Source organism: Olsenella uli, assembly GCF_901212655.1.
Taxonomy (GTDB): domain Bacteria; phylum Actinomycetota; class Coriobacteriia; order Coriobacteriales; family Atopobiaceae; genus Parolsenella; species Parolsenella uli_A.
Genome location: NZ_CAAKON010000020.1, coordinates 155,079 through 179,138, shown reverse-complemented (window position 1 = coordinate 179,138; position 24,060 = coordinate 155,079). Strand labels below are relative to the sequence as shown.

The following is a 24,060-nucleotide window of genomic DNA, read 5'->3' as shown; positions in this document are numbered from 1 at the left end:
GGGGCATATGACCGTCCGGGAGGCCCCGGCGTTCATCGGCTTTGACGCGGTGCCAGGCATCGTGGCAAGGTCGGTGGCCGCCGGGGCTTTTTGTGACGGTCGGCGGGGTGGGGGAGGCGTATGCTATCCCTCAAGCTTGCTTTCAGACCGGAAGGCAGTTTGACGAGGGGTAACGGACGTGTCGTGCGGCTGCACCTTCGGCCTGCGTCGCGACTACGTCCATGACGAGTGAGGAGACGCGTATGGCAGGCAATGGTTCTGGGGCTCCGGTTCCGCCTCAGGGGGTGGGCGCGCCCGCGCCTCCGCCGGGGGCACCCGTACCCCCTCAGGGAGCGGCCCCGCAGCCGCCCGCGCCCGGCAAGCCCGCGCGCAAGAAGAAGCCCGGTCGCACCCTGCCCATCGCCCTCGCGGCGGTGCTTGTCCTCGTCCTCGTTGGCGTGGGCCTGTTCACCTTCGGCCCCCTGCGCACCCCGCACGGCTCGGCAGACGTCGCGGCGATGAACTCCGACGTCTACTCCGACAACCTGAGCCCCGACAAGTACGACCTGCAGCCCCCGCAGCGCAATCTCGAGGCTGACCACGAGTTCGACTTCGACCTCGACGACGGCGTCGACCTCGGCCTCGAGAACATCGGCGACGAGGCCACCGGCGACTACTCGGTCGCCGACGCCACCGGCGCGGCGCGCGTCTTCGTCGACGGCGCGCTCACCCAGGAGATCCCCGTCGACGTCTCGCAGACCAACGACGGCGAGACGAACCGGCTCCAGGTCGAGCCCGCCCACGTCGTGTGCTGGGACACCTCGAAGGGCTACGACTACGAGGGCGACGACGTCTTCCATGCCGACACGCTCAAGGGCGCCTGGGGCCGCTGGTACGGCTTCGGCGGCTACTACCTTGTGCTCTACACCGGCTCTGACGGCAAGCCCCTCGACAAGCCCCAGGTGACCTACTTCACCGTGAAGGACGACGTCACCGACGCCGACAACCAGATTGCCGCCCCGCAGAACGTGCAGTTTGCCGTGCAGGACGACGGCGGCCTTGGCATCTCGTGGGACAAGGTGGACGGCGCCAAGGAGTACAAGGTCTACATGAAGACCATCGACCCGACGCTCAAGGACCCGTCCGAGTCGGTCACGCTGTCGCTTCTCGCCACGACCTCCGACACCTCGATCAACACCCTCGACTTCGACCCGGTGACCGAGAGCAGGCAGCAGCGCGCGGTCGACGACGCCGAGAAGTGGGGCGACGCGGGCGCCTCGAACTACACCCAGAACTCCCAGTTCGAGGATCTCGTGATTGGCGACGACGAGGACCGGGTCTACTACAACCGTGAGCAGACCAAGGAAGGCGCCCAGGGCCTCGAGGTCACCTACGCCCCGACGAAGGACAAGGTCAAGGCGACCTCGATCACCGTCGTGGCGGTGGGCGACAAGTCCGACGACCAGCAGTCGCCATTCCAGTTCCAGAGCATCAACAACGTGTTGGGGCAGATTCCCGTGGAGACGGCCTTCAACGTCAACAGCGACTGGGTGCAGCAGACCCCTGACGACCCCAAGGCCGGTTTGGGACATCGCCTCATCACCTACGTGACGATGGCCGACGGCACCGCGGCGTCAATCGTCAACGACATCGACGTCTCCAAGATGACGAGCACGCAGGGCACGATGACCGAGGGCTCGGACGAGAACGACCCGTCGACGTGGACCAAGCGCTCCTACACGCGCCTCGAGATTCCCTACACGGTGAGAAACACCCTGCTCTCCGGCACGTTCGTCCTCGACGGCACGAACTGGCCGGGCGGCGCCGACGAGATCAGCCGGGCGGCGACCGACCAGCTCCAGGCGATGGCCAAGGCCAACCCCGCCGTCGGCACGCCGCAGCGCGTGAGCTCCTCCGACGACGTGGACTGGGAGTCCATCCAGAACGCCCAGAAGCCCGCGACCGACATGGCCGACGTGCCCTACCCGGTTTCCGGCAGCTCGGACTACGTCAAGTTCGTCGCGAGCAACATCATGGCCGGCAACATGTACCTTGACATCACGAAGTATGCCAACGAAATCGGCGCGCCGAGCATCTACGACGTCGTGGGAGAGGCCTGCGCCCAGAACCCGATGACGATGGTGTGGCCGGGCGGCATGAAGGTGAACGAGCGCACCGAGGGCGACAAGGTCACGGTGGCGCTCTACATCAACGGCCTGAACGCCGAGGGCGAGGACAACGACATCCCCGCGCTCAACAAGAAGCGCGAGGAGACCTACAAGGTGATCAAGCAGATCGTGGCCGACGCCGTGCAGGACGGCATGTCCGATGCGGAGAAAGTCAAGGCGCTCGACGCCGCCCTCTCGAACCGCCTGTCCTACGACTGGGACAGCTACTACCTGAACACTGGCCAAGGCGACAAGGCCGACGTCGACCCGATGGACGTCTGGAAGCACCGCGGCTACGCCGCCTACGAGCTGCTCGACGACAACCGCGTGGTGTGCTCGGGCTATGCCGCGATCTTCAAGGCCTGCGCCGACGAGGCGGGGATCAAGAGCCTCTACGTGACGGGCACCGTGCCGCCGCAGCCGGGCTCCGACAACAACGGCCACGCCTGGAACCTCGTGAACGTCGACGGCTCCTGGAAGGTCGTGGACGTGACCTGGGACGACACGGACCGGGGCGACAGCCAGTCCAACGGCACGTACCTGCTGCTCGACCAGAAGGACCCGAAGCTGGACGGCCGCGTGTACGACTCCGACAGCCTGTTGGACTCCGTGGTGGAGGACTACGTGGACCCGAGCCGCCTGGCGGCGTAACCGCGACTGCGGCACGCGGCGCCCGCCCGCACGGCGGGTGCCGCGCGCGGGGGAGGCGGGCGTCCATCGCCTCCGTCCCGCGCACGCACGTCCCGTGCGCTACCACCGCGGCAGCGCACGAAAAGAGGCCGGGGCCACAAGGGCTCCGGCCTCGCCTGTTCGTGGTGCGGGCGACAGGAATCGAACCTGCACGAAGTTTCCCCCACTGGAACCTAAATCCAGCGCGTCTACCATTTCCGCCACGCCCGCTCGTGACCTCAGCATAATACCCTAAGTTTGCGGGGAGTTGTGTTGTCATGTGGCAACCATGGCGCAAGTGCCGCACTCTGCTAAGATAGGCCTGTTTTGTGCATGCGGGCGAGCCGTGAGGCCAGCCCGCCGAGAGCGCACGGGCTCCGCCCGCACGCAGGAAAGACCCATCAGGAGGAACGTTGAACATCACCGTCACTGCCGCCGAGCCCAAGGACAGCAAGCTCGAGGCCCAGCTCACCATCTCCGCCGCCGATGTCGACGCGGCCATCAAGAAGGCCTACAAGGACATCGCGAACAAGTATCGCTTCCAGGGCTTCCGCAAGGGCAAGGCCCCGCGTCCGGTGATCGACAACCTCGTTGGCAAGAACGCCGTCCTCGCCGACGCCTCCGAGGCCCTGCTCAACGCCGCCACGCCGCTGATGCTCGACCAGCTCGACGTCGTGCCCGTGGGTCAGCCCACCTTTGGCGAGGAGCCCAAGCTCGCCGAGGAGCACAAGGACTACGAGCTCGTTGCCACCATCAACCTGCGCCCGGACGTGGAGCTCGACTCCTACGACGCGCCCGAGATCAACATGCCGCCGGCGGAGGTCACCGACGCCGAGGTTGACGAGCAGGTTGAGGCGCTGCTTAACTACCACGCCAAGTTCGAGGACGCCGGCGAGGACTACGCCGCCGCCGCTAACGACATGCTCACGATTGACGTCGAGAACGTCGAGAACGGCGAGAACCTCGCCGGCAACGACCGTCCGTTCATGATTGGCTCCAGCGTTGCCCCGGCCGAGCTCGACGAGGGCATCAAGGGCATGAAGGTTGGCGAGACCAAGGAGATCTCCTGGCACGTCGAGGGCGAGGAGCACACCCACGCCGACGGCGAGGTCCACAAGACCGAGGACAAGGACGTCAAGATCAAGGTCACGCTGAAGAGCGCCAAGCAGCACGTCGTGCCCGAGCTCAATGACGAGCTCGCCAAGAAGGCCTTCGGCTTCGACACCGTCGATGAGTTCAAGAACGCCGTCAAGGACGAGGTCGCCGAGGACAAGAAGGCCCAGTTGCCCTCCCTCAAGGAGACTCGCGTCATCGAGGCCGTCACCAAGCACCTCACGCTCGAGGAGGCTCCCGAGGACTACACCAAGCAGGTCTTCGACGAGATTGCCCAGGACTTCCTCGGCCAGCTTCAGCGCCAGGGCCTGACGCTGGACCAGTGGCTGCAGTCCCGCCACATCCAGGTCAACGACTTCCTGGCCGACCTCAACGCCCAGGCTGCCGAGCGTGCCAAGCAGTCCCTCGCGCTTGACGCCCTCGCCAATCACCTCGAGCTCGAGGCCACCGAGGGCGACGTTCGCTCCGAGTTCGAGAAGGCCGGCGTCAAGGACGTCGACGCCTCCATCAAGGAGTTCACCGAGGCCGGTCGCATGCCTGCCGTGCGCGAGACTATCAAGCGCACCAAGGCCGTCGAGTGGCTCGTCGAGAACGTCAAGGTCACCGAGGTCGACGAGGTTGCCGAGCGTCGCGCCAAGAAGGACGCCGAGTAACCGATCCCGGAGGCACCCGGCCCACCGGGTTTGACCGCCGTCATTAGGGGTATACGGGCCGGGCGGGGTTTTCCCCGTCCGGCTTTTTCTCACAACGGGCACGCCGCAGGGCGGCCCGCTCCCTGGAACGAAGGAGGACCTCATGGTCAACCCAGTTCGCAACATCCCGCTGATTCCGTACGTCGTGGAGCAGACGCCCCGTGGCGAGCGCAGCTATGACATCTACTCGCGCCTGCTCAACGACCGCATCGTGTTCCTGGGCGAGGAGGTTACGCGCGACTCCGCTAACCTCGTCATCGCGCAGCTGCTGCATCTCGAGAGCCAGGACCCCGACAAGGACATCGTGCTCTACGTTGACTCCCCGGGCGGCGACGTCTACGCCGGCCTTGGCATCGTTGACACGATGAACTACATCAAGCCCGACGTCTCCACCGTGTGCGTGGGCATGGCCGCCTCCATGGGCGCCGTCATCCTCGCGAGCGGCACGAAGGGCAAGCGCCTCGCGCTGCCGAACTCCATGGTGCTCATCCACCAGCCGAGCTCGGGCGTCCAGGGTCAGCAGACCGACATCCAGATCGTGGCCGACGAGACCAAGTGGATTCGCCAGCACCTGAACCAGATCCTGGCCGACGCCACGGGCCAGCCCGTCGAGAAGATTCAGGCCGACACCGAGCGCGACAACTACCTGCGCGCGAGCGAGGCCTGCGCCTACGGCCTCGTGGACAAGGTCATCACGTCTCGCAAGGACGCAGACAACGACGTCAAGGGAGCGTAAGTCGATGCCCTCGTACCAGGACCCTCAGAATCCCTCGGGCATGCGCTGCTCCTTCTGCGGCAAGACCCGCGACCAGGCCCACAAGCTCGTGCAGGGTCTCAACGGCGTCTGCATCTGCGACGAGTGCGTGAGCGCGTGCTCCGACATCATCCACGACGCAGAGGGTATGGGCACGGTGGCCCCCGGCGAGGCCGCCTCGCTCTCGGACTACGCAGATGACGAGCCGCCGATCCTCCCGATTGCCGAGCTGCCCACGCCTCACGAGATCTACGACGAGCTGTCCCAATACGTGATGGGCCAGGAGGACGCGAAGCGCGCGATGAGCGTGGCCGTCTACAACCACTACCGCCGCGTGCTCTATGGCCTCGAGGACTCCCAGGCCGAGGACGACTACGAGCGCCTGGAGCTTGCCGCTCGCAACGCCGGCGCCACCGACGTGATGCCGCGCGAGCGCGTGGAGCTCGCGAAGAGCAACATCTTGCTGCTGGGCCCCACGGGCACAGGCAAGACGCTGCTCGCCCAGACCCTGGCGCGCTTCCTCGAGGTGCCCTTCGCCATCGCCGACGCAACCACCCTCACCGAGGCCGGCTACGTGGGCGAGGACGTGGAGAACATCCTGCTCAAGCTCATCACGGCCGCCGACGGTGACGTGGAGCGTGCGCAGGTGGGCATCGTCTACATCGACGAGATCGACAAGATCGCTCGCAAGGCCGAGAACCTCTCGATCACGCGCGACGTGTCAGGCGAGGGCGTGCAGCAGTCGCTGCTCAAGATCCTCGAGGGCACGGTGGCGAGCGTGCCACCCCAGGGTGGCCGCAAGCACCCGCAACAGGAGCTCATCAAGATCGACACGACGAACATCCTGTTCATCTGCGGCGGCGCCTTCGTGGGCCTCGACAAGATCGTGGCCGACCGCATCGGCAAACGCGGCGTGGGCTTCAACTCCGAGCTCGCCACCAAGGTCACGGACTCCGAGAACGAGCTCATGAGCGTAGTCACGCCTCAGGACCTGCACAAGTTCGGCATGATTCCCGAGTTCGTGGGCCGTATCCCGGTCATCACCTCGACGCGTCAGCTGGGCGAGGACGACCTCGTGCGCATCCTCACGGAGCCGCGCAACGCCATCGTCAAGCAGTACACGCGCATGTTCGAGATCGAGGGCGTCGAGCTCGAGTTCGAGCCCGAGGCTCTGCGCGAGATGGCGCACCTGGCCCTTGAGCGCAAGACCGGTGCGCGCGGGCTGCGGGCCATCTGCGAGCAGACGCTCCAGCAGACGATGTTTGACGTGCCGAGCGACCTGTCCGTCTCCAAGGTCGTCGTCTCCAAGGGGGCGGTTGACGGGGAGGAGCAGCCCCGTCTCGTGCGCACGCACAAGGCCGGCCACCGCGAGTAGCCTTGGTGACCGTACCTGCCCAGGGGGCGGCGCTCGCCGTCCCCTGGGGCATCGACTATGCGTCAGTCGTGGTGGGCGTCCTGGTGGGCGCCCTCCTTGGTTGCCGCGGCAAGTTCGACGTCGTGGGCACCACGGTGCTCGGGTTTCTCACCGGCTATGCCGGCGGCATCATCCGAGACCTGCTCATGGGGGCCAACGACGTCTACTTCATGCAACACCCGGAGCTTGTCTGGGTGTCTCTGGCCATTTGCCTTCTCACGTTCTACTTCAGGGGGCCCTTCCTGGGGCTTCATCGCTCGATGATCGCGGCCGACGCCCTCTCCGTGGGGCTCTTTGCCCTCGCGGGGGCCAACAAGGCCTACGCCTACGGGCTCGACCCGCTCTACGTCATCCTTATGGGAACGATCACCGCCGTGGGCGGCGGCGCCGTGAGGGACTCGTTTGTCGGCGTGACGCCGGCGATCTTCAGGCAGTCCAACTACTACGCGCTCGCGTGCCTGGGAGGCTCCGCCTCGTTCGCCGTGCTCGCGTACGCCGGGGCACCCCTCGAGGTCGCGGGCGTTGCCTGCGTGCTCGTGGTGCTGCTGCTGCGCTACCTTTCCCTGCGCTTCGATTGGCAGACGCGCAGCGAGGCGGACCTCGCGCCCAAGGCAAAGGCCGTCGTGCGCAACATGCGCCGGCGGATGCGGACCAGGCGCCGAGGGCGCGGACGCCCGGACCGGCGCTAGCCAACCCGAAGAGGGGAGACCAATGTCTACGGTCCTCGACATCATCGGCCCGGTCATGATCGGACCCTCGAGCTCGCACACGGCCGGCGCCGCGCGCCTCGGGCTCGTTGCCCGGAAGCTGCTGGGCGAGGACGCCACCCGCGCCCGGGTGACGCTCTACGGCTCGTTTGCGAAGACCTATCACGGCCATGGGACGGATCGCGCCCTTGCCGCTGGCATCATGGGCATGGCCACGGATGACGTGCGCCTGCGCGACGCGCTCGACATCGCGCGCGAGCGCGGCATCGACATCGCATTCGTCCCGAGCGAGGACGAGGCGGGCCACCCGAACACTGCCAAGCTCGAGCTCGCTGGCACCTCGGGCGCGACGCTCGAGCTCATTGGCAGCTCGGTTGGTGGCGGAGCGATTCGCGTGACGGAGATTGACGGCATGAAGGTCAACATCACCGGCCAGCGCGAGACGTTCATCGTGCTGCACCGCGACGTGCCGGGCCTCATCGCCGCCGTGACCGACGTGCTTGCCGAGGGTGGCGCGAATATCTGCGACTTTACGCTCTCGCGCGTCTCGCGTGGCGGCGACGCCGTCATGTCCATCGAGGTGGAGGGCCACGTGGACCCGCTCACCAACAAGCGCATCCGTCGTCTTCGCGACGTCACGGCCTCAATCGTGCTGCAGCCCGTCTAGGGGAGGACCATGAGCTACGACTTTTCTTTCGACTCGCTCGCCGAGGTGGTCTCGGCTGCCGAGCGCGACGGCGTGCGCATCTCCGACGTCGTCCTTGCCCAGCAGGCGGAGGCCATGGAACTTGCCCCCGAGGACCTGTTCGACAAGATGGCGGAACGCCTCAGGGTCATGGACGAGTGCATCGAGCCGGGCTGCGCGGCAGACCTGCGCTCCACAAGCGGGCTCACGGGCGGCGACGCCCGCCGCATGCGCGAGGCCTCGCGCACGGGGCGGGCGCTGCTCGGGCACGTCATGGACGGCGCGCTCTACCGGGCGCTCGCCGTCTCCGAGCTCAACGCCGCCATGGGCCGCATCGTGGCCGCCCCCACGGCCGGCTCCTGCGGCATCCTGCCCGCGGCGCTGCTCACGATGCGCGACGAGCTTGGCTGCGAAGAGCGCGCGGTGGTGATGAGCATGTTCACGGCCGCGGCCGTGGGGCTCGTTATCGAGAAGCGCGCATCCGTCGCGGGCGCCGAGGGCGGCTGCCAGGCGGAGACGGGCTCGGCCGCCGCGATGGCAGCGGCGGCGATCGTTGAGCTTGCGGGCGGCACGCCGGCGCAGGCGTCTTGCGCCGTGGCGTCGGCAATCCAGAACCTGCTCGGGCTCGTCTGCGATCCGGTTGCGGGGCTCGTCGAGGTGCCGTGCGTGAAGCGCAACGCCTCGGCCGTTGCCGTGGCCTTCGTCTCGGCCGAGCTCGCGCTCGCGGGTTGTTCGACCGTCATCCCGGCCGACGAGAGCATCCAGGCGATGCGGCTCGTGGGCAACGCGATGCCGGCATCCCTGCGGGAGACGGCCGAGGGCGGGCTTGCCGTGACGCCGACCGCCCTCGAGCTTGCGGCCGAGGTCTTTGGCGGCGCAGCCGACGCAGGGCAGTCCGCGGGATGCGGTCAGGGAGGCTGCGCGGCCTGCGGCGACTATGGCTGACGCCGACGCTGTCCCAGGTACGTGAGTCTTCATAACGTAAGAGCACAGCCGCGCCGCTTGTCTCGGCGCTCATTGAGAGGAGTTCTCTTGTCGGAATCCCGAAATGCCACGATCGCGCCCACTGGTTCTGCCGGCTCGCTCAGCCCCAGGCAGAGCCTGCTCGTGGGCGTGACCCTGTTCTCGATGTTCTTTGGGGCGGGCAACCTCATCCTGCCGCCCCTTCTGGGCCTCAAGGCCGGCGCGGCGGTCGTGCCGGCCATGGCCGGCTTCCTCGTGGCCGGCATCGGCCTGCCGGTGCTCGGCATCATCGCCGTGGCGCTCTCGGGCACGATCCGCGACCTTGCGGCGCGCGTGCACCCCGCCTTCTCGGCGGTGTTCGTGGCGGCCATCTACCTGTCCATTGGCCCCTGCCTCGCGATTCCGCGCACATCCTCGACCTCGTTCGAGATGCTGGCGCCGCTGCTGCCCGCGGGTCTTGACCTTGGCGTGGCGCGGCTCGCCTTCTCCATTGCCTTCTTTGTTGTGGCCTACCTGCTGGCCATGCATCCGGGCGAGCTCACGAAGTTCCTCGGGCGCGTCACGGGCCCCGCGCTCGTGATCTTGATCGTGATCGTGAGCGTGGCCTCGATCGTGGCGCCCACGGGCGCGGCCGGCGTGGCCCAGGCTCCCTATGACGGCGCCGCCCTCGCGCAGGGCTTCCTTACGGGCTACCAGACGATGGACCTCTTGGCTTCGCTCACCTTTGGCATCGTCATCGCGGAGAACATCCGTGGGCTTGGCGTCACAGACGACGCGGGCCTCACGCGCGAGATCTCCAAGGCCGGCGTGTTCATGGCGGTGCTCATGGGTCTCATCTACTGTGGGTTTGCCTACGTGGGCGTCACCATGGGCGCGGTGCTGCCAAACGCCACGAACGGCGCCGCGGTGCTCACGGCCTCTGCCACGGTGCACTTTGGCGTCGTGGGCACGGTCGTGGTGGCGGCGATCTTTCTGCTCGCGTGCCTGAACGTGTGCGTGGGCCTCATCAGCTGCTGTGGCACCTACTTCTCCGAGCAGCTGCCCCGCGTTTCGTATCGTGTGATGGCCGGGGCGTTTGCCCTGTTCAGCTGCGTGGTGTCCAACTTTGGCCTCGACGCCATCCTGGCATTCTCGGTGCCTCTGCTCTCGGCGCTCTACCCGGTTGCCATCGTGCTCGTGGCGATGGGCCTTGCGCGCGGGGCGCTCGAGGGGCGTCGCGCGGTGTGGGCGTGCGCCGTGGTGCCCACGGCCGTGGTGAGCGTCTGCGAGGCCGTGCGCACCGCGGCAGCCCCCTTCGCCTGGCTTCCAAGCGACGCGTTGCCCCTTGCGGCCTTTGGCCTGTCGTGGGTGGTGCCGGCGCTGGCTGGCCTCGTCGTGGGCTTCGTCTGGGCTCGATTCGCGCGCAGCGCCTAGCGGGCGTGCTATTCTGAGCAGTTAGTTTGTACGCAAGGGGAGGGCGGCGCCCTCCCCGTATCCTTGCGAGAGGATGGACCTGCCTGTGAGCGATTCCACGAACGCCGCCAACCCGGCCGAGTTCGACATGCCCAAGACCTATGACCCGGCAACCGCCGAGCCCGACCTCATCGACCAGTGGATCGATGCCGGCTGCTACCAGCGCAGCAAGGGCGTGGGTGACTGCACCGTCGTCATTCCGCCGCCCAACGTCACGGGCGTGCTGCACATGGGCCATGCCATGGATGACACCATCCAGGACTCCATCATCCGCTACAACCGCATGCGCGGCCGCTCCACGCGCTGGATCGTGGGCACGGACCACGCCGGCATCGCCACGCAGACCAAGGTGGACAAGAAGCTCAAGAGCGAGGGCATCAGCCGCCTCGAGATCGGCCGCGAGAAGTTCATCGACGCGTGCTGGGACTGGCGCCGCGAGTACGGCGGAACCATCATCAAGCAGATTCGCCGCATGGGCTGCTCCGTCGACTTCGACAACGAGCGCTTCACCATGGACCCGGAGTACGCCAAGGCCGTGCGCAAGGTCTTCTGCGACTGGTACCACGATGGCCTCATCTACCGCGGCAAGCGCATCGTGAACTGGTGCCCGGACTGCACCACGGCCATCTCCGACGACGAGGCCGAGTACAAGGACGAGAAGGGCCACCTTTGGCCCCTTCGCTATCCGCTCAGCGAGCCGGTCGACGGCGTGGAGTACATCGTCGTGGCCACCACGCGTCCCGAGACCATGCTCGGGGACACGGGTGTGGCCGTGAGCCCCTCCGACCCGGACAAGGCTAAGTTCGTGGGCAAGACGGTCAAGCTACCGATCGTCGACCGCGAGATTCCCATCTTCTCCGACTGGCACGTCGATGCCGGCTTCGGCTCCGGCTTCGTGAAGGTCACGCCCGCGCACGACCCCAACGACTACGCCATGGGCCAGGCCCACGACCTTCCGCAGATCAACATCTTCGACGAGCACGCCGTCGTGGTGCCGGGCTACGGCGAGTTTTCCGGCATGACGCGTGACGAGTGCCGCGAGGCCATCGTCAAGTGGTTCGACGAGCACGGCCTGCTCGACCACGTCGAGGACCATGAGCACTCCGTCATGCACTGCTACCGTTGCGGCGCCGCTCTGGAGCCGTGGCTGTCCGAGCAGTGGTTCGTGGCCGTCGACAAGCTCAAGGGTCCCGCGCTTGAGGCTGTGACCTCGGGCGACATCAAGTTCCACCCGGCCCGCTGGACGGACACCTACACCACCTGGATGGAGAACCTCAAGGACTGGTGCATCAGCCGTCAGCTGTGGTGGGGCCACCGCATCCCGGTCTTCTACTGCGCCGACTGCGGCTGGGAGGACGCGTGCATGGATGACGTGCACGAGTGCCCCAAGTGCCACGGCCACCACGTGCACCAGGACGAGAATGTGCTCGACACCTGGTTCAGCTCGCAGCTGTGGACCTTCGCCACGCAGGGCTGGCCGGACCACCCCGAGCAGATGCAGGGGCACCACCCCACAACGGCGCTCGTCACCGCGCGCGACATCATCGCGCTGTGGGTCGCCCGCATGATCATGAGCTCGCTGTACTTCACGCACGAGATTCCGTTCAAGGACGTGGTCATCTACGCCACGATCCTCGCCAAGGACGGCAGCCGCATGTCCAAGTCCAAGGGCAACGGCGTGAACCCGATGGACCTCATCGGCAAGTACGGCGCGGACGCCATGCGCTTCAACCTGCTGACGCTCGTGACGAACAACCAGGACGTCAAGTTCGACGCGGACATCGACAAGAAGACGCACGAGCTTCTGGGATCGCCGCGCACCGAGCAGGCTCGTGGCTTCGTGACCAAGATCTGGAACGCGAGCCGCTTCGTGCTCATGAACATGGACGGCTACACGCCGGGCCCGGCGGTGGCCGCGACGCCCGAGGACGCGTGGATGCTCAGCCGCCTCGCGAAGATGGTCAAGGCGACGACGGAGCGCCTCGAGGCCTATGAGATGGGCGACTACGCCCGTGACCTTCAGAGCTTCTTCTGGGGTGAGGTCTGCGACTGGTATATCGAGCTGTGCAAGAGCCGTCTGCTCGACGGCACCGGCGCCGAGCGCCTGCAGGTGCAGCGCAACCTCGTCTACGTGCTCGACGCCTCCCTGCGCATGCTGCACCCGGTGATGCCGTTCGTCACCGAGCGCGTGTGGGACGCCATGCCGGCGAGCGAGCTCGACGCCGACGGCGAGGGCGGCTACGAGCCGCACGTCGGGCGCTTCCTCATGATGGCGCCGTGGCCCGCGCCCGAGGCGCTCGCCTCCTTCGTCGACGACGAGGCGGAGTCCACGTTCGACATCGCGCGCAGGCTCGTCGCCGGCGTCCGCTCCAGCCGTGCCCGCTACAAGCTCTCGCCGAAGACCGAGCTCGAGGTTGTCGTGCGTGCCGCCGGCGACGCCGTCGCCAAGCTCGAGAGCCAGGCGGAGTTCGTCAAGAGTGTGGGACGCGTCAGCGCGCTGACGGTCGCCGAGGACGCCGCCAAACCGGCAGCGTCCGTGAGCTTCGTCGAGCCCGACTTCGAGGCGTTCGTCGTGATGGGCGACCTCGTGAACTTCGCCGCCGAGGGCAAGAAGCTCGAGAAGGACCTCGCAAAGGCGGAGAAGGAATTGGCCGGCACCGAGAAGACGCTGGGCAACCCGGGCTTCCTCGCCAAGGCCGCGCCCGAGGTGGTCGCGACGAAGCGCGAGCGCGTGGCCGAGCTCGCCGCTACGGTCGAGCGCATCAAGGCCCAGCTCTCGGATCTCGCCTAAGGCGTCTTGTGGCTACCGCGCCACTCGATAAGAAACGGCTGAGGACCCAGCTCCTGGCACTTCGCCGGGGGCTTGGTCCTCGCGTTCGTGCCGACGTTGACGCGCGGATCGCGACTGCCGTGGCAGCGACCGAGCAGTGGCGTGAGGCCCCGGTGGTCCTCGCATACCTCTCCGTGGGGGATGAGGTCGATACGCGCGAGCTCGTGCGCCTTGCCTGGGATGCCGGCAAGATGGTGGCGGCGCCGCGCGTGACGGGCCCCCGATCTCTCGCGTGGTATCGCGTCGAGGCGGGTGACGAGCTCCACGTAAACGCGATGGGTATCGAAGAGCCGGCGGCGCGCGGGGAGCGGCGCGTCGAGCCCGCTCGCCTTGATGGGCGCGCGGCTGCGCTCGTGCCGGGCCTCGCCTTTGACGAGGCGGGCTATCGCCTTGGTTATGGCGGTGGCTTCTACGACGCGTTCCTCAATCGATTCAGGGGCGTTTCCATCGGGCTTTGCCGGGATGCGGCGTTGGTGCCGTCCCTCGCCGACATGGGCGCCCTCGAGGCGCATGACCGCGCCGTCGGCATCGTCGTTACCGAGAGCCGCCTGCTTCGCAAGCGCTCGTGGCCCGGATCCGCAAATCGTGGGTCGGGCGTTGGCCAGGGCTGAGGCGCCCTCACGCCAGCATGCGCTCCATATGGCGCTTGGCGCGCGAGAGCGCCTCTTTGATGAGCGTCTGCTTCTCGTCGGTGAGACGGTAGGAGGGCGTCGTGACCGACAGGCCGTACTGGATAGTGCCATGGCTGTGTATGCCAATGGCGATGCACTGGACGGCCTCCGTCGCCTCTTCCCGGTCATAGGCAAAGCCCTCGTGCCGTACCACGGCAAGGTTGGCGATGAACTCGTCGACGGTTCGCACCGTGGCCTCGGTGGGTCGCTCGAGCGGCTCATGGAGCATTGCACGCACGCTTGCCTCGTCCATCTCGCTTACGAGCACTTTGCCGATTGCCGTGTAGTGGACAGGCAGCGTCTTGCCGATGCTCGAGGTGAGGCGCACGGGCTGGGGCGAGTCAACCTTGGCGATGTAGAGCACGCGGCCATGGTCGAGAACGCCGAGTTGGCAGGTCTCTCCGCATGCGCTCGTTATATCTCGCATCGCGGCCATGAACAGGCTCATCAAGGTGCTCTCGCAATCGAATGACTTGCCGAGCAGATACGTCCTGAGGCCGATGGAGTAGCGCTTCGTCGTGTCGTCAAACGCGATGTAGCCGGCATCTGCCATCGTATGCAGGATGGGAGAGAGGCTTCCCTTGGGCGCGTTCACATCACGGCAGATCTCTGCCATCGTGAGCCCTCCGGAAGCGTTCGCGAGCGTTTCGAGGGTGTCGAGAACGCGCTTTGTCGAGCGATGCTGGGGTTTGTCCTCAACTGTAGTCATTACTCCTGGGCTCCCTTGGGGAAATAGTCAGGCCCAAAGGCCATGTGCGCGGCCGCGACGTCTCGTGTTCTCAAGTACTCTTAGCACTGTTTCTTAGGGTTCGCAAATACGAACGCCGTTCGTAGAATAATAACAACCGTTCACGGACGCTGCGCATGTCCCGTTCCCGTGCGTGGCGCGAGAGAATTATTCTGCAATTGGAATTTGGGGATGGTGTTGTATATCCGAACAAGCGGGGTCCAAGCAGCGCAAGTGGGCGCCAAGCGCCTGCGCTTGGTCTCCTTAGATTACGAACCGTCCCAGACAGAGGGAGGACCCTTCATGAGAAACGGCGTCATCATCGACGAAAACGACAACGTCGTTGTTGCCATTCACGAGCTTGAGGCTGGTACTGACGTCGCCTATCCGCTGCCCGGCGGAGGCGAGGGCCATGTCGTGACTCGCGAGCACATTCCACTGTTCCACAAGATTGCTCGCACGGATATCAAGCGTGGCGAGAAGGTCATGAAGTACGGTGAGTACATCGGCGTCGCCACCGCCGATATCGCGGCGGGCGAGCATGTGCACACGCACAACTGTGCCAGCTCCGATGAGCTCAAGGACACGGACGCCAACGATGTGGCCTCCGCCGCCTCCGATGTCATTTCCCCCGCGGCCGCGCCTGAGTCCACCCGCACCTTCCGCGGCTACCGTCGTGCGGACGGCCAGGTGGGCATCCGCAACCACGTGCTCGTCCTTCCCACGAGCATCTGCGCCTCCGACACCACGGAGCGCATCGCCCGCGCCGTCACCGGCTGCGTGACGTTCCACAACCAGAATGGCTGCAGCCAGGTCAACGTCGACCAACAGCTGACGATCGACACGCTCGCCGGCCTTGCCGCCAACCCCAACGTCTACGCGGTGCTGGCCGTGTCTCTTGGCTGCGAGGGCTGCCAGAACGACCTGGTCGTCGATGCCATTCGCAAGCGCACCAACAAGCCCATTCGCTCGCTGATCATTCAGGAGGTCGGCGGCTCCATCAAGGCCGTTGACGAGGGCACGCGCATCGCCCGCGAGCTCGTCCGCGAGGCAAGCCTGTGCGAACGCGAGGACGTGCCGGTCTCCGAGCTCATCTTCGGCACCAACTGCGGCGGCTCTGACACCTCCAGCGGCCTGGGGTCCAACCCGCTGATCGGCGAGGTCTCCGACTGGCTGGTCGCCCAGGGGGCCACGACGGTGCTGTGCGAGACCCCGGAGCTCTTCGGCGGCGAGCACATCCTGGCCCGTCGAGCCGCCACGCCCGAGGTGGGCGAGCAGATTCTCAAGATCGTGCGCGACTACGAGAAGTACGTGCAGTCCTTTGGCGCCGAGATGCGCGAGGGTAACCCAGCCCCGGCAACATGGCGGGCGGTCTCACGACCCTCGAGGAGAAGTCCCTCGGCTGCATCCACAAGGCGGGTCACAGCCCCATCAACGCCGTCTATCCCTATGCGGCGAAGCTCAAGAGCCACGAGGGCCTCGTTATCATGGACACGCCGGGCAACGATCCCTCCAGCGTGGGCGGCATCATCGCCGGCGGCTGCCAGCTCGTCATCTTCTCCACCGGCCTGGGCACGCCCACGGGCAACGCCATCGCGCCGGTGCTGCGCATCACGGCCAACGGTCGCACGGCCCAGACCATGGCCGACAACATCGACGCCGATGTTCAGGCGACGATCTATGGCCCCGAGACAATGGAGCAGCTGCGCGACAAGCTGATCGACCATATCATCCGCGTCTGCAACGGCGAGCCCACATGTGCCGAGGCGCTCGGCTACACCGAGACGGCCCTTCCGCACCTATGCAACTACATGTAGCGGACGCTCTCCAAGGCCCTGGGATTCACGGCGTCCCACATGGGACGGGTCTCGGGCGAGGGCTCTGAAGCCTGGCATTCGGCGTCAGGCGCAAGGAATCACCGCGGAGCAATCCGCGTGATGGATACGGCGCGAGTCACAATCGCGCTATCGGCAAACCCCGGGGCGAGACACCCGGGACAGGAAAAGGAGTACATCATGGATCTGCATCTCGAGGGTAAGGTTGTCTTCGTCACCGGCGGTTTTAAGGGCATCGGCAAGGGCATCGCTCTGCAGCTCGCTCGCGAGGGCGCTGTTCCTGTGGTCCTGAACCGCAAGGATGGCGTCGAGGACGAGTTCCGCGCCGAGATCTCTGAGATCACCAAGACGTTTGAGATGTACTACATCGACCTTAACGACACCGACGCCATCGCGCCGATCGTCGAGGAGGTCTACAAGAAGTACGGTCACATCGACGGCGTGGTCAACAACGCCGGTCGCAACGACAACCTGGAGCTCGAGACCCTCGAGTGGCGCGACTTCGAGAAGTCCCTCCATGGCAACCTCACGCACTACTTCGAGCTCGTTCACTGCTGCTGCCCCTATCTCAAGGAGAGCAAGGGTTCGATCGTGAACATCGCCTCCAAGGTCGCCCTCACCGGCCAGGGCAAGACGACCGCCTACGCTGCCGCCAAGGGTGCCATCCTCGGCCTTACCCGTGAGTGGGCCGCCGCTCTCGTCCATGACTCCGTGCGTGTCAACGCCATCGTCGTCGCCGAGGCCTGGACGCCGCTGTACGCCAACTGGATCAAGACCTTCGGTGACGAGGAGGCCCAGCAGAAGCGTCTGTCCCTCATCACGGACCGCATCCCGCTGGAGCACCGCATGACCTCCACCGAGGAGATTGCCGACACCACGTGCTTCCTGCTCTCCGACCGCTCCAGCCACACCACCGGCCAGTGGTGCAACGTCGACGGCGGCTACGTCAACCTCGACCGCGCGCTTGACTAGTCCGCGGTTTGAAAGAGGGCTTTTGAATGTCTGATCCCACCAAGAAGGCGAGCTCGAAGGGTTCTGCGGCAACCGTCGCCATCGTTCTCGTTACCTCACTGTTCTTCGTCTGGGGCCTGACCATGAACCTGGTCAGCTCGCTGAACGCCCCGATCGCGAACTACCTTGAGCTGACGACGACCCAGACGTCGCTCATGCAGGTCGCTTACTATGGCGCCTATTTCGTTATGGCCATTCCGGCCGGCGCAATCGCCAAGAAGTACGGCTATAAGGGTGGCGTCATCGCCGGCCTCGCCCTGTTCGTGATCGGCTCCATCATCACGGTGCCCGCCACCAACGCCGCCTCGTTCGGCCTGTTCCTCGTCTCCACGTTCGTCGTCGCCGCTGGTGCCACCACGCTCGAGGCGAACTGCAACCCCTACATCACCAAGCTTGGTGATGAGAAGCACGAGTCCATGCGACTCAACCTCGCCCAGTCCTTCAACGGCGTCGGTTCCATCGTGGGCCCGCTTATCATGGCCCAGATCCTGAGCACTACCGTTGCGGCCGGCCAGCCTGGCTTCGCCGAGGCCAAGACCGCCTTCCTTGGCAGCACCCGTGGCATCTACATCGTCATCGCCATCGCGCTTGCCATCATGCTTGCCGTCTTCGTGTTCGTGAAGCTCCCCACACCGCCGAGCGACGTCGAGGAGGCAGGTTCCGAGAAGGCCGCAAAGGGCGGCGCCCTCAAGAAGCCCTACTTCAAGCTTGGCGTCGTTGCCGAGTTCTTCTACGTGGGCATTCAGACGGTTGGCTTCTCTCTGTTCGCCACGTATGCCACCAAGGTCGCTGGACTTGAGATGAGCCTCGCCACGGGCCTCGTGAGCGCCCTGTCGCTGCTGTTCACCATCGGCCGTTTTGGTTCCACGCCGCTTCTGGCCAAGAAGGACCCGGGCAAGCTGCTCGGTGTGTACATGACCGGTGCTGCCATCTGCTTCTTCCTCGTCTTCCTTGACCTGGGTGTCGTCTCCGTCGCCGCGTTCGTCATTGCCTATCTCTTCATGTCCATCGGCTACCCGACGATTTTCTCGCTGTCGCTGCGTGGCATGAGTGGCAATGAGACCAAGACCGGCTCCTCCATCATCACGATGTCTATCGTGGGCGGCGCCATCATCCCGGTCGTCGTCAGTGCCATCGGCGACGCCTGCGGCCTGCCTATCGCCATGCTCGTCGCCGTTCCCTGCCTGGCCTACTGCGCCTGGTTCGGCTTCGTAGGCTCCAAGATCGGTTTTGAGAGGGAGTAAGCACCATGTCTGATCTCAAGGTTGTCGATTCCCACTTCCATGTCTGGAACCTCGATACACAGGAGCTCCCGTGGCTTGACGGTACCGACGGCACCATCACGAACACCTACACGGTGCCCGACCTCGAGGCCGAGTATGCCCGTCAGGCCGGCGTGGAGTTCGTTGGTGGCGTGTATGTCGAGGTGGACTGCGCCGACCACGAGGCCGAGGACAAGATTGCCTACGATCTCAAGGCCGCCCACCCCAAGATGCTCGCCTGCATGCTTCGCAGCGACGTCTCTCCGTGGATGCGTGTCCCCGCGTTTGCCGCCGGCATTCGTGAGCCGCTCCACATCGACTCCGAGCCCCGTGGCCGTTGCCTCGAGCCTAGCTTCATCGAGGGCCTGCACACGCTGGCCGCCAAGGGCCTGCCGTTCGAGTCTTGCAACCGAGTGAACGAGCTCGAGGACGCCTTCGAGGCATTCGCCCAGGCACCCGAGGAGACCGTCATTCTGAACCACCTCGGCAACGTCGAGGCGCTCACGCCGGAGTGGTGCGCGGTCATGAAAAAGTTCGCCAATCTGCCGAACCTCTACGTGAAGGTCTCTGGCTTCGCCACGGCCGACAAGCAGTTCGTCTCCGAGCTGCTCAAGTTCACGCGCGACACGTTCGACCCCAAGAAGCTCCTGTACGCGTCCAACTGGCCCGTCGTCAAGCTCTACAGCTCCTTCGACGAGCACTTCCAGACGCTGCGCGACGCCTTTGGCGATGACGAGGACTTCTTCATGAACAACGCCGTGCGTGCGTACGGCCTCAAGCTCTAGCGCCATCTTTTGACCCGCGCGTCTGTCAGGCGCGCGGGCCTTTCCATCCATCCGTTTTAAAGAGGGAGCACATCATGCTTAAGGGTATTTCTCCGGTCCTGCCGCCAGAGCTTCTCTCGATTCTGTGCGAGATGGGACATGGTGACACGCTCGTGATTGCCGACGGCAACTTCCCGGCGGCCTCTATCGCCAAGGACTGCAAGCTCGTTCGCTGTGACGGACACGGCGTGCCTGAGGTGCTCAAGGCCATTCTCAAGCTCGTCCCGCTTGACCAGTACGTCGAGAAGCCCGTTACGCTCATGGACGTCGTGCCGGGCGATGACTGCGAGACCCCGATTTGGGATACGTACAAGGAACTCGTCTCTCAGGTCGACGACCGCGGCGCCGATGTCATTGGTACCATCGATCGCTTCCCGTTCTACGACGAGGCCAAGAAGGCCTATGTCGTGATCGCCACGAGCGAGCGTGCCCAGTATGCTAACGTCATCCTGCAGAAGGGCGTCGTTTACGAGAACGAGAAGATTGACTAGCTTACCTGGTCAGAGCTGGTAAATGCCTGTGGGACCGGCGCCTCGTGTGTCCGGTCCCCGCTGCTGTTTTGGATATAAAGGTAGGGATAGCGGAGATTGCGTCCGTCCCTAGAAAAGGAAGGGTAGTGACATGTTCGAGGGCATTTTCTGTCCGTCCATCACCATCACTGATGATGAGGGCAACATCGACTTCGATCTGTGGGGCAAGCACCTTGATCACCTTGCCGACGCCGGTCTCAACGGTGTTCTGCTCTTTGGCAGCATTGGCGAGTTCTACAGCGTCTCGCTCGAGGACAAGAAGGCCGCTTGCGACTTTGCCGTGAAGCGCGTGGGCGATCGCATGAAGGTCTTCATTGGTGTTGGCGACACGAACTACGCGAACGTTCTGGAGCTCACCCGCTATGCCGAGAAGGCTGGCGCTGACGCGCTGCTCGCGGTGTCCCCGTACTACTTTGGCCCGAGCGCGCCTACCGCCGAGCACTACTTCGGCGGCATCGCCGAGGCCACGAAGCTCCCGGTCATTCTCTACAACTTCCCGGCGCGCACCGGCACCGACCTCACGCCCGAGCTTGTTGCCTCCCTCGCTGCCAAGCACGCCAACATCTGCGGTATCAAGGACACCGTGGACACGATCAGCCACACGCGCAAGGTCATTCGCGCCGCGCGTGCCGTGAACCCCGAGTTCACCGTGTTCTCCGGCTTTGACGAGTACTACCTGGTCAACCGCGTGAGCGGCGGCAACGGCGTGCTGTGCGGCCTCACGAACGTGGAGCCCGAGACGTTCGCCAAGATGCACGCCGCCTACCAGGCCGGCGACTATGCAACGACCATCTCGTGCGCCGAGCGCATCTCCAAGCTCATGGCCGTCTATGACGTGTGCGACCTGTTCGTCTCCGCCATCAAGGCTGCCGTGAAGGTCAAGGGCCTGCCCATCTCCACGAAGATCTTCGACCCGGCTGTCCAGGCCACCGAGGCCGACGAGGCCGCCATCGCGGAGCTGCTCGCGGAGTAGCGACGTCGCCATCGAAACGCGAAATGGCTAGTTTTGACCAAGGGCCCGCCTCCGGATTAGGCTTCGGAGTCGGGCCCTTCTTCTGGCGCGCCGTATGGCATTTTGATTTTGAATCTTGAGGTCGCCGAGAAGTTTCATGACGGGGCAGCGAGCGATGGCCGGAATTGAATGCCATGGCGTTGCGAGGGCCTGCTGACCTTCGATGCTCTAGAGCTCTGTGAGTACGGCTTCCCAATCTTGTGGCGTGGCTACTGAGTCGAAAGCCTCGACGAGGGGGGCTTGGTAGAATTCGTGCTTTTGCCCCTGCTTGGCAAGCCAGTGCCGGCAGAAGGAGCGGGCTTCCTCCGGCGAGACGCCCCCTTCCTCGTAGTTCTCGGAGAACTCCTTCGAGAACTCGGCCCAGACTGCTGGGTCGGCAGAGAGACGGTCCTTCCAGACGAAGGGGTCGGCGTCCTCCACAAGGGTCTTCAGGCCTGGGTCAGTGTACTCATCTGTCGCCGCCTCAAGTGCGTAGTACATCGCCATGAAGGCGTCATGAGCTGCGACTTCCATGTCAGTTCCTCCTCTTCCTTCGGAACGGGTTCCTGTTGAAGCCCGTCTCGTCGTTCCATTCCCGGGGCATGTCGTTCTTTCCCGCGTCCGAAAGGGTGCTGCCCCAGACGCTTGCCCACAGTTGGGAGCCGTCGGGCTGAATCTTCGAGTACCAACTCTTACCGTTTCCATCGATTCCGACTCTGTTGGCAGGGTCATTGATTAGTTCGACGATGGTCTGCCGGTTGCGGGGCGTGTCGGGCAGGTGTCCGGGTCTGTCGGCGAAGATGTGCGCCATCTGCGCCTTGTTGGAAGGCATCCGGTTTCCCGTCTGGCCCCCGAAGCCTCCCATGCCTCCCTTCTCACACATGGGCAACACGCGCGTGGGCCTGCGCCGCCTTTCCCCTGAAGAAGTAGAGCGGGATTTCGCAGTCCCTTGCGTAATCGAAGACTCCGTACGAGTCGCCTCCGACGACCACGATCCCCGTAGGCTCGAGCTCCTGAACCGCTCTGACGATGCCGCCTTCGAAGCGGTTGCGGTCGTATCGGTTCTTGACGCAGCCTACTTCGCCGACGCATATGAGGCTGTGCCGGGGCACGCCTGCCAGAAAGTAGTCGTGGCCGAAGACGGGGCAGCGAACGTTGCACAGCGCTGCTATCCCGAGGGACTGCATCCAGGCTCCGGTCAGTTGATTTCGATAGACGTTGTATCGCCTGACGGGGTCTGGCATACTCGGCCCGGTACTGTAGTCGGTCGCCACGACGCCCGCGAAGCGGCTGAGCCTCTCGAGGTAGCGCCAGGGGTTGTTCCAGAACCTTTCTATCACGTCGTCGTTCTCGAAGAAGTGGACGTGGCAGGAGTAGTCAGGGTTCTTTTGGCCCATGGCTACGCTGAACGGTACCATTCCGGTCGGGACGTTCGACTCGGGCCACATGACGGGCATGCCGTTTGTCTGGTCGATGATCACCCCCTTTGTCATGTAGGCGTGGGCCACATCGCGGTTTGACCCGCGCTGTCTGCGGCTCTCGGGCGGAATGCCCGGCAGCGTCCCCTGGCAGCAATGAGTTTTTTGGCGCAAATCGGTTGACATGGTTCTCGACCAGTCCCCTTCTGCCGATTCTCGGCAATCTGATGACAAGAAAGGGCTGGCGTGAGATACTGCTCTTTGCTACAGGGTGTGCATCCGCACGCCAGCCGATGGCCGTTGGAGTTGGCGCTCCAGCGGCTTTTTTTATCTAAGGCCGTCCAATGAGACCACCTCCCCTCCACGTCGCATTCTCGATGAGCCACTTCTCATGGGGCCTCCAGGCACCGCCCTCTCTGAGCCGGCTTTGTGCCTGGTCGTACGCGAAGTCTGCGCACGGTTGGCTGATGCCGAACCTGTCGGCGATCGATGCCCCCTTTGGCATGGTGAGGATGAGCGGGTGGGGTGCGAGGAGATATCCGGCGTAGTAGTCGGCCTCCGTCTCACGGTTCGGCGTGTCCTCCGTGTGCTCCAGATGGATGTGGCCGACCTCGTGCGCGCCAGAGAACCTCGATCGGTTGTAGTAGGACCCGGTCATGTCGTTGACGACTATCTTCGCAATCGTAAAGTCGGCGTTGTGTATGCCGAATGCGTCCCCGGACGCGGCGAGAGCCAGCCTTCTCTCCCTCTCATCGAGGGAGGAATACGGAACGATGTCGATGCCCAGTGCCTCTGCGACCTTGCCGATGCTCATCGGGTACATCGCGCGACCGTAGTCCTTGAGCATCTCGACGATCTCGACTTCAATCTCGATTTGGCGTGCGCGTGAAACCAAGCGTCCCCCTAGTCCTGGACCAAGGCGGCGATGAGCTCCGCCTTCTGCTCTTTGGTGAGTGCGTGGGCGTTGCGGGCGATGAGCTTGATAGCCTCGTCCGTCTCCCTTTCGACCTCGTCGCCGGTGATATCCGCCGGCGTGACGCCAAGTGCCTTCGCCATTGCGGCAATCGTTATCGCGCGCGGCTCCCGCGCTCCGCTGACGTACCTGCTCACTGCGGCTGGCGTGAGGTTCGTCGCCTCGGCGAGCTGCTTCTGGCTCATCCCGCGCTCGGAAAGCAGGGCCGCCAGCCTCCTTCCCACGATTGAACTCATATCTGCTCTCTCTCCTTCAATCCCTGCATGGTAACGATTACCAACTAACGGTAATTCTAGACAACGTTGCGTACGATGGTCAAGTGCGATTCGAGTCGTGTTTTTGTCCGCTGTGCCCATAAAATGGAGGCATCTGCGCACTGGCAAAGGAGACAA

Annotated in this window: 21 protein-coding genes, 1 tRNA gene and 1 pseudogene; 16 read left to right on the top strand and 7 right to left on the bottom strand. The window is 64.8% G+C overall.

Annotated elements, in window-relative coordinates; translation table 11 throughout:
- Positions 1-242 precede the first annotated feature (242 nt).
- Positions 243-2,798 carry a transglutaminase domain-containing protein gene (locus tag EFAMC2_RS03390; protein ID WP_154027016.1) on the top strand — a complete coding sequence of 852 codons (2,556 nt, stop codon included), beginning with the start codon at positions 243-245 and terminating at the stop codon, positions 2,796-2,798.
- A gap of 162 nt (positions 2,799-2,960) precedes the next feature.
- On the opposite strand, the gene EFAMC2_RS03385 is transcribed toward EFAMC2_RS03390, so the two are convergent.
- Positions 2,961-3,047 (bottom strand) — tRNA-Leu (locus tag EFAMC2_RS03385).
- 182 nt (positions 3,048-3,229) lie between these two features.
- On the opposite strand from EFAMC2_RS03385, the gene tig reads away from it, so the two are divergent.
- The 9 genes from tig (at position 3,230) to EFAMC2_RS03340 (ending at position 14,037) form a co-directional block, all read left to right on the top strand.
- Positions 3,230-4,582 (top strand): trigger factor, encoded by a 1,353-nt coding sequence (gene tig / locus EFAMC2_RS03380; protein ID WP_154027013.1) that lies wholly within the window; start codon positions 3,230-3,232, stop codon positions 4,580-4,582.
- 142 nt (positions 4,583-4,724) lie between these two features.
- Positions 4,725-5,357 (top strand): ATP-dependent Clp protease proteolytic subunit, encoded by a 633-nt coding sequence (locus tag EFAMC2_RS03375; protein ID WP_154027010.1) that lies wholly within the window; start codon positions 4,725-4,727, stop codon positions 5,355-5,357.
- A 4-nt stretch (positions 5,358-5,361) separates the two neighbouring features.
- Positions 5,362-6,750: an ATP-dependent Clp protease ATP-binding subunit ClpX gene (gene clpX, locus EFAMC2_RS03370; RefSeq protein ID WP_154027007.1), complete on the top strand. Its 1,389-nt coding sequence runs from the start codon at positions 5,362-5,364 to the stop codon at positions 6,748-6,750.
- A 5-nt stretch (positions 6,751-6,755) separates the two neighbouring features.
- The gene (locus EFAMC2_RS03365; RefSeq protein ID WP_222838508.1) at positions 6,756-7,478 is read left to right on the top strand and encodes a trimeric intracellular cation channel family protein; all 723 of its coding nucleotides are present in this window, start codon (positions 6,756-6,758) and stop codon (positions 7,476-7,478) included.
- Positions 7,479-7,500: 22 nt separating this feature from the next.
- Positions 7,501-8,163, top strand: coding sequence for an L-serine ammonia-lyase, iron-sulfur-dependent subunit beta (gene sdaAB, locus EFAMC2_RS03360; protein ID WP_154027001.1), 663 nt, complete (start codon positions 7,501-7,503; stop codon positions 8,161-8,163).
- A gap of 9 nt (positions 8,164-8,172) precedes the next feature.
- Entirely contained in the window at positions 8,173-9,126 is a 954-nt protein-coding gene (gene sdaAA, locus EFAMC2_RS03355; protein ID WP_154026998.1) for an L-serine ammonia-lyase, iron-sulfur-dependent, subunit alpha, read from the top strand.
- An 87-nt stretch (positions 9,127-9,213) separates the two neighbouring features.
- Entirely contained in the window at positions 9,214-10,557 is a 1,344-nt protein-coding gene (gene brnQ / locus EFAMC2_RS03350; RefSeq protein ID WP_261980025.1) for a branched-chain amino acid transport system II carrier protein, read from the top strand.
- A 127-nt stretch (positions 10,558-10,684) separates the two neighbouring features.
- A complete protein-coding gene (locus EFAMC2_RS03345; RefSeq protein WP_154027206.1) occupies positions 10,685-13,387 on the top strand; it encodes a valine--tRNA ligase in 2,703 nt (900 codons plus the stop codon).
- A gap of 8 nt (positions 13,388-13,395) precedes the next feature.
- On the top strand, positions 13,396-14,037 hold the full coding sequence (locus EFAMC2_RS03340) for a 5-formyltetrahydrofolate cyclo-ligase (RefSeq protein ID WP_154026995.1): 642 nt from the start codon (positions 13,396-13,398) through the stop codon (positions 14,035-14,037).
- A gap of 7 nt (positions 14,038-14,044) precedes the next feature.
- Here EFAMC2_RS03340 and EFAMC2_RS03335 read toward each other — a convergent pair whose 3' ends face one another.
- The gene (locus EFAMC2_RS03335) at positions 14,045-14,806 is read right to left on the bottom strand and encodes an IclR family transcriptional regulator (protein WP_154026992.1); all 762 of its coding nucleotides are present in this window, start codon (positions 14,804-14,806) and stop codon (positions 14,045-14,047) included.
- Positions 14,807-15,016: 210 nt separating this feature from the next.
- Here EFAMC2_RS03335 and EFAMC2_RS10515 point away from each other — a divergent pair.
- The 6 genes and pseudogenes from EFAMC2_RS10515 to EFAMC2_RS03305 all read left to right on the top strand — a co-directional run bounded on the left by EFAMC2_RS10515 (position 15,017) and on the right by EFAMC2_RS03305 (position 21,259).
- Positions 15,017-16,641 (top strand): annotated as a pseudogene (locus EFAMC2_RS10515) (UxaA family hydrolase).
- A gap of 198 nt (positions 16,642-16,839) precedes the next feature.
- Positions 16,840-17,631 (top strand): SDR family oxidoreductase, encoded by a 792-nt coding sequence (locus EFAMC2_RS03325; protein ID WP_154026989.1) that lies wholly within the window; start codon positions 16,840-16,842, stop codon positions 17,629-17,631.
- Positions 17,632-17,657: 26 nt separating this feature from the next.
- Positions 17,658-18,914 (top strand): sugar MFS transporter, encoded by a 1,257-nt coding sequence (locus tag EFAMC2_RS03320; protein ID WP_154026986.1) that lies wholly within the window; start codon positions 17,658-17,660, stop codon positions 18,912-18,914.
- 5 nt (positions 18,915-18,919) lie between these two features.
- On the top strand, positions 18,920-19,717 hold the full coding sequence (locus EFAMC2_RS03315; RefSeq protein WP_154026983.1) for an amidohydrolase family protein: 798 nt from the start codon (positions 18,920-18,922) through the stop codon (positions 19,715-19,717).
- A gap of 74 nt (positions 19,718-19,791) precedes the next feature.
- Positions 19,792-20,247, top strand: a complete 456-nt coding sequence (locus tag EFAMC2_RS03310; protein WP_154026979.1) for an RbsD/FucU family protein — start codon at positions 19,792-19,794, stop codon at positions 20,245-20,247.
- Between the two features lie 130 nt (positions 20,248-20,377).
- On the top strand, positions 20,378-21,259 hold the full coding sequence (locus EFAMC2_RS03305; protein ID WP_154026975.1) for a dihydrodipicolinate synthase family protein: 882 nt from the start codon (positions 20,378-20,380) through the stop codon (positions 21,257-21,259).
- A 207-nt stretch (positions 21,260-21,466) separates the two neighbouring features.
- On the opposite strand, the gene EFAMC2_RS03300 is transcribed toward EFAMC2_RS03305, so the two are convergent.
- From EFAMC2_RS03300 to EFAMC2_RS03280, 5 genes are all read right to left on the bottom strand, one after another.
- Positions 21,467-21,811: a hypothetical protein gene (locus EFAMC2_RS03300; RefSeq protein ID WP_154026972.1), complete on the bottom strand. Its 345-nt coding sequence runs from the start codon at positions 21,809-21,811 to the stop codon at positions 21,467-21,469.
- A 1-nt stretch (position 21,812) separates the two neighbouring features.
- Complete coding sequence (locus EFAMC2_RS03295) at positions 21,813-22,160, bottom strand: filamentous hemagglutinin family protein (RefSeq protein WP_187325122.1); 348 nt, start codon at positions 22,158-22,160, stop codon at positions 21,813-21,815.
- Positions 22,153-22,770, bottom strand: coding sequence for a DUF4417 domain-containing protein (locus EFAMC2_RS03290; RefSeq protein ID WP_261980022.1), 618 nt, complete (start codon positions 22,768-22,770; stop codon positions 22,153-22,155). The genes EFAMC2_RS03295 and EFAMC2_RS03290 overlap by 8 nt, the downstream gene beginning before the upstream one ends.
- 256 nt (positions 22,771-23,026) lie before the next feature.
- Positions 23,027-23,542: an ImmA/IrrE family metallo-endopeptidase gene (locus tag EFAMC2_RS03285; protein WP_187325120.1), complete on the bottom strand. Its 516-nt coding sequence runs from the start codon at positions 23,540-23,542 to the stop codon at positions 23,027-23,029.
- A 56-nt stretch (positions 23,543-23,598) separates the two neighbouring features.
- The gene (locus EFAMC2_RS03280) at positions 23,599-23,904 is read right to left on the bottom strand and encodes a helix-turn-helix domain-containing protein (RefSeq protein ID WP_154026960.1); all 306 of its coding nucleotides are present in this window, start codon (positions 23,902-23,904) and stop codon (positions 23,599-23,601) included.
- Positions 23,905-24,060 lie beyond the last annotated feature (156 nt).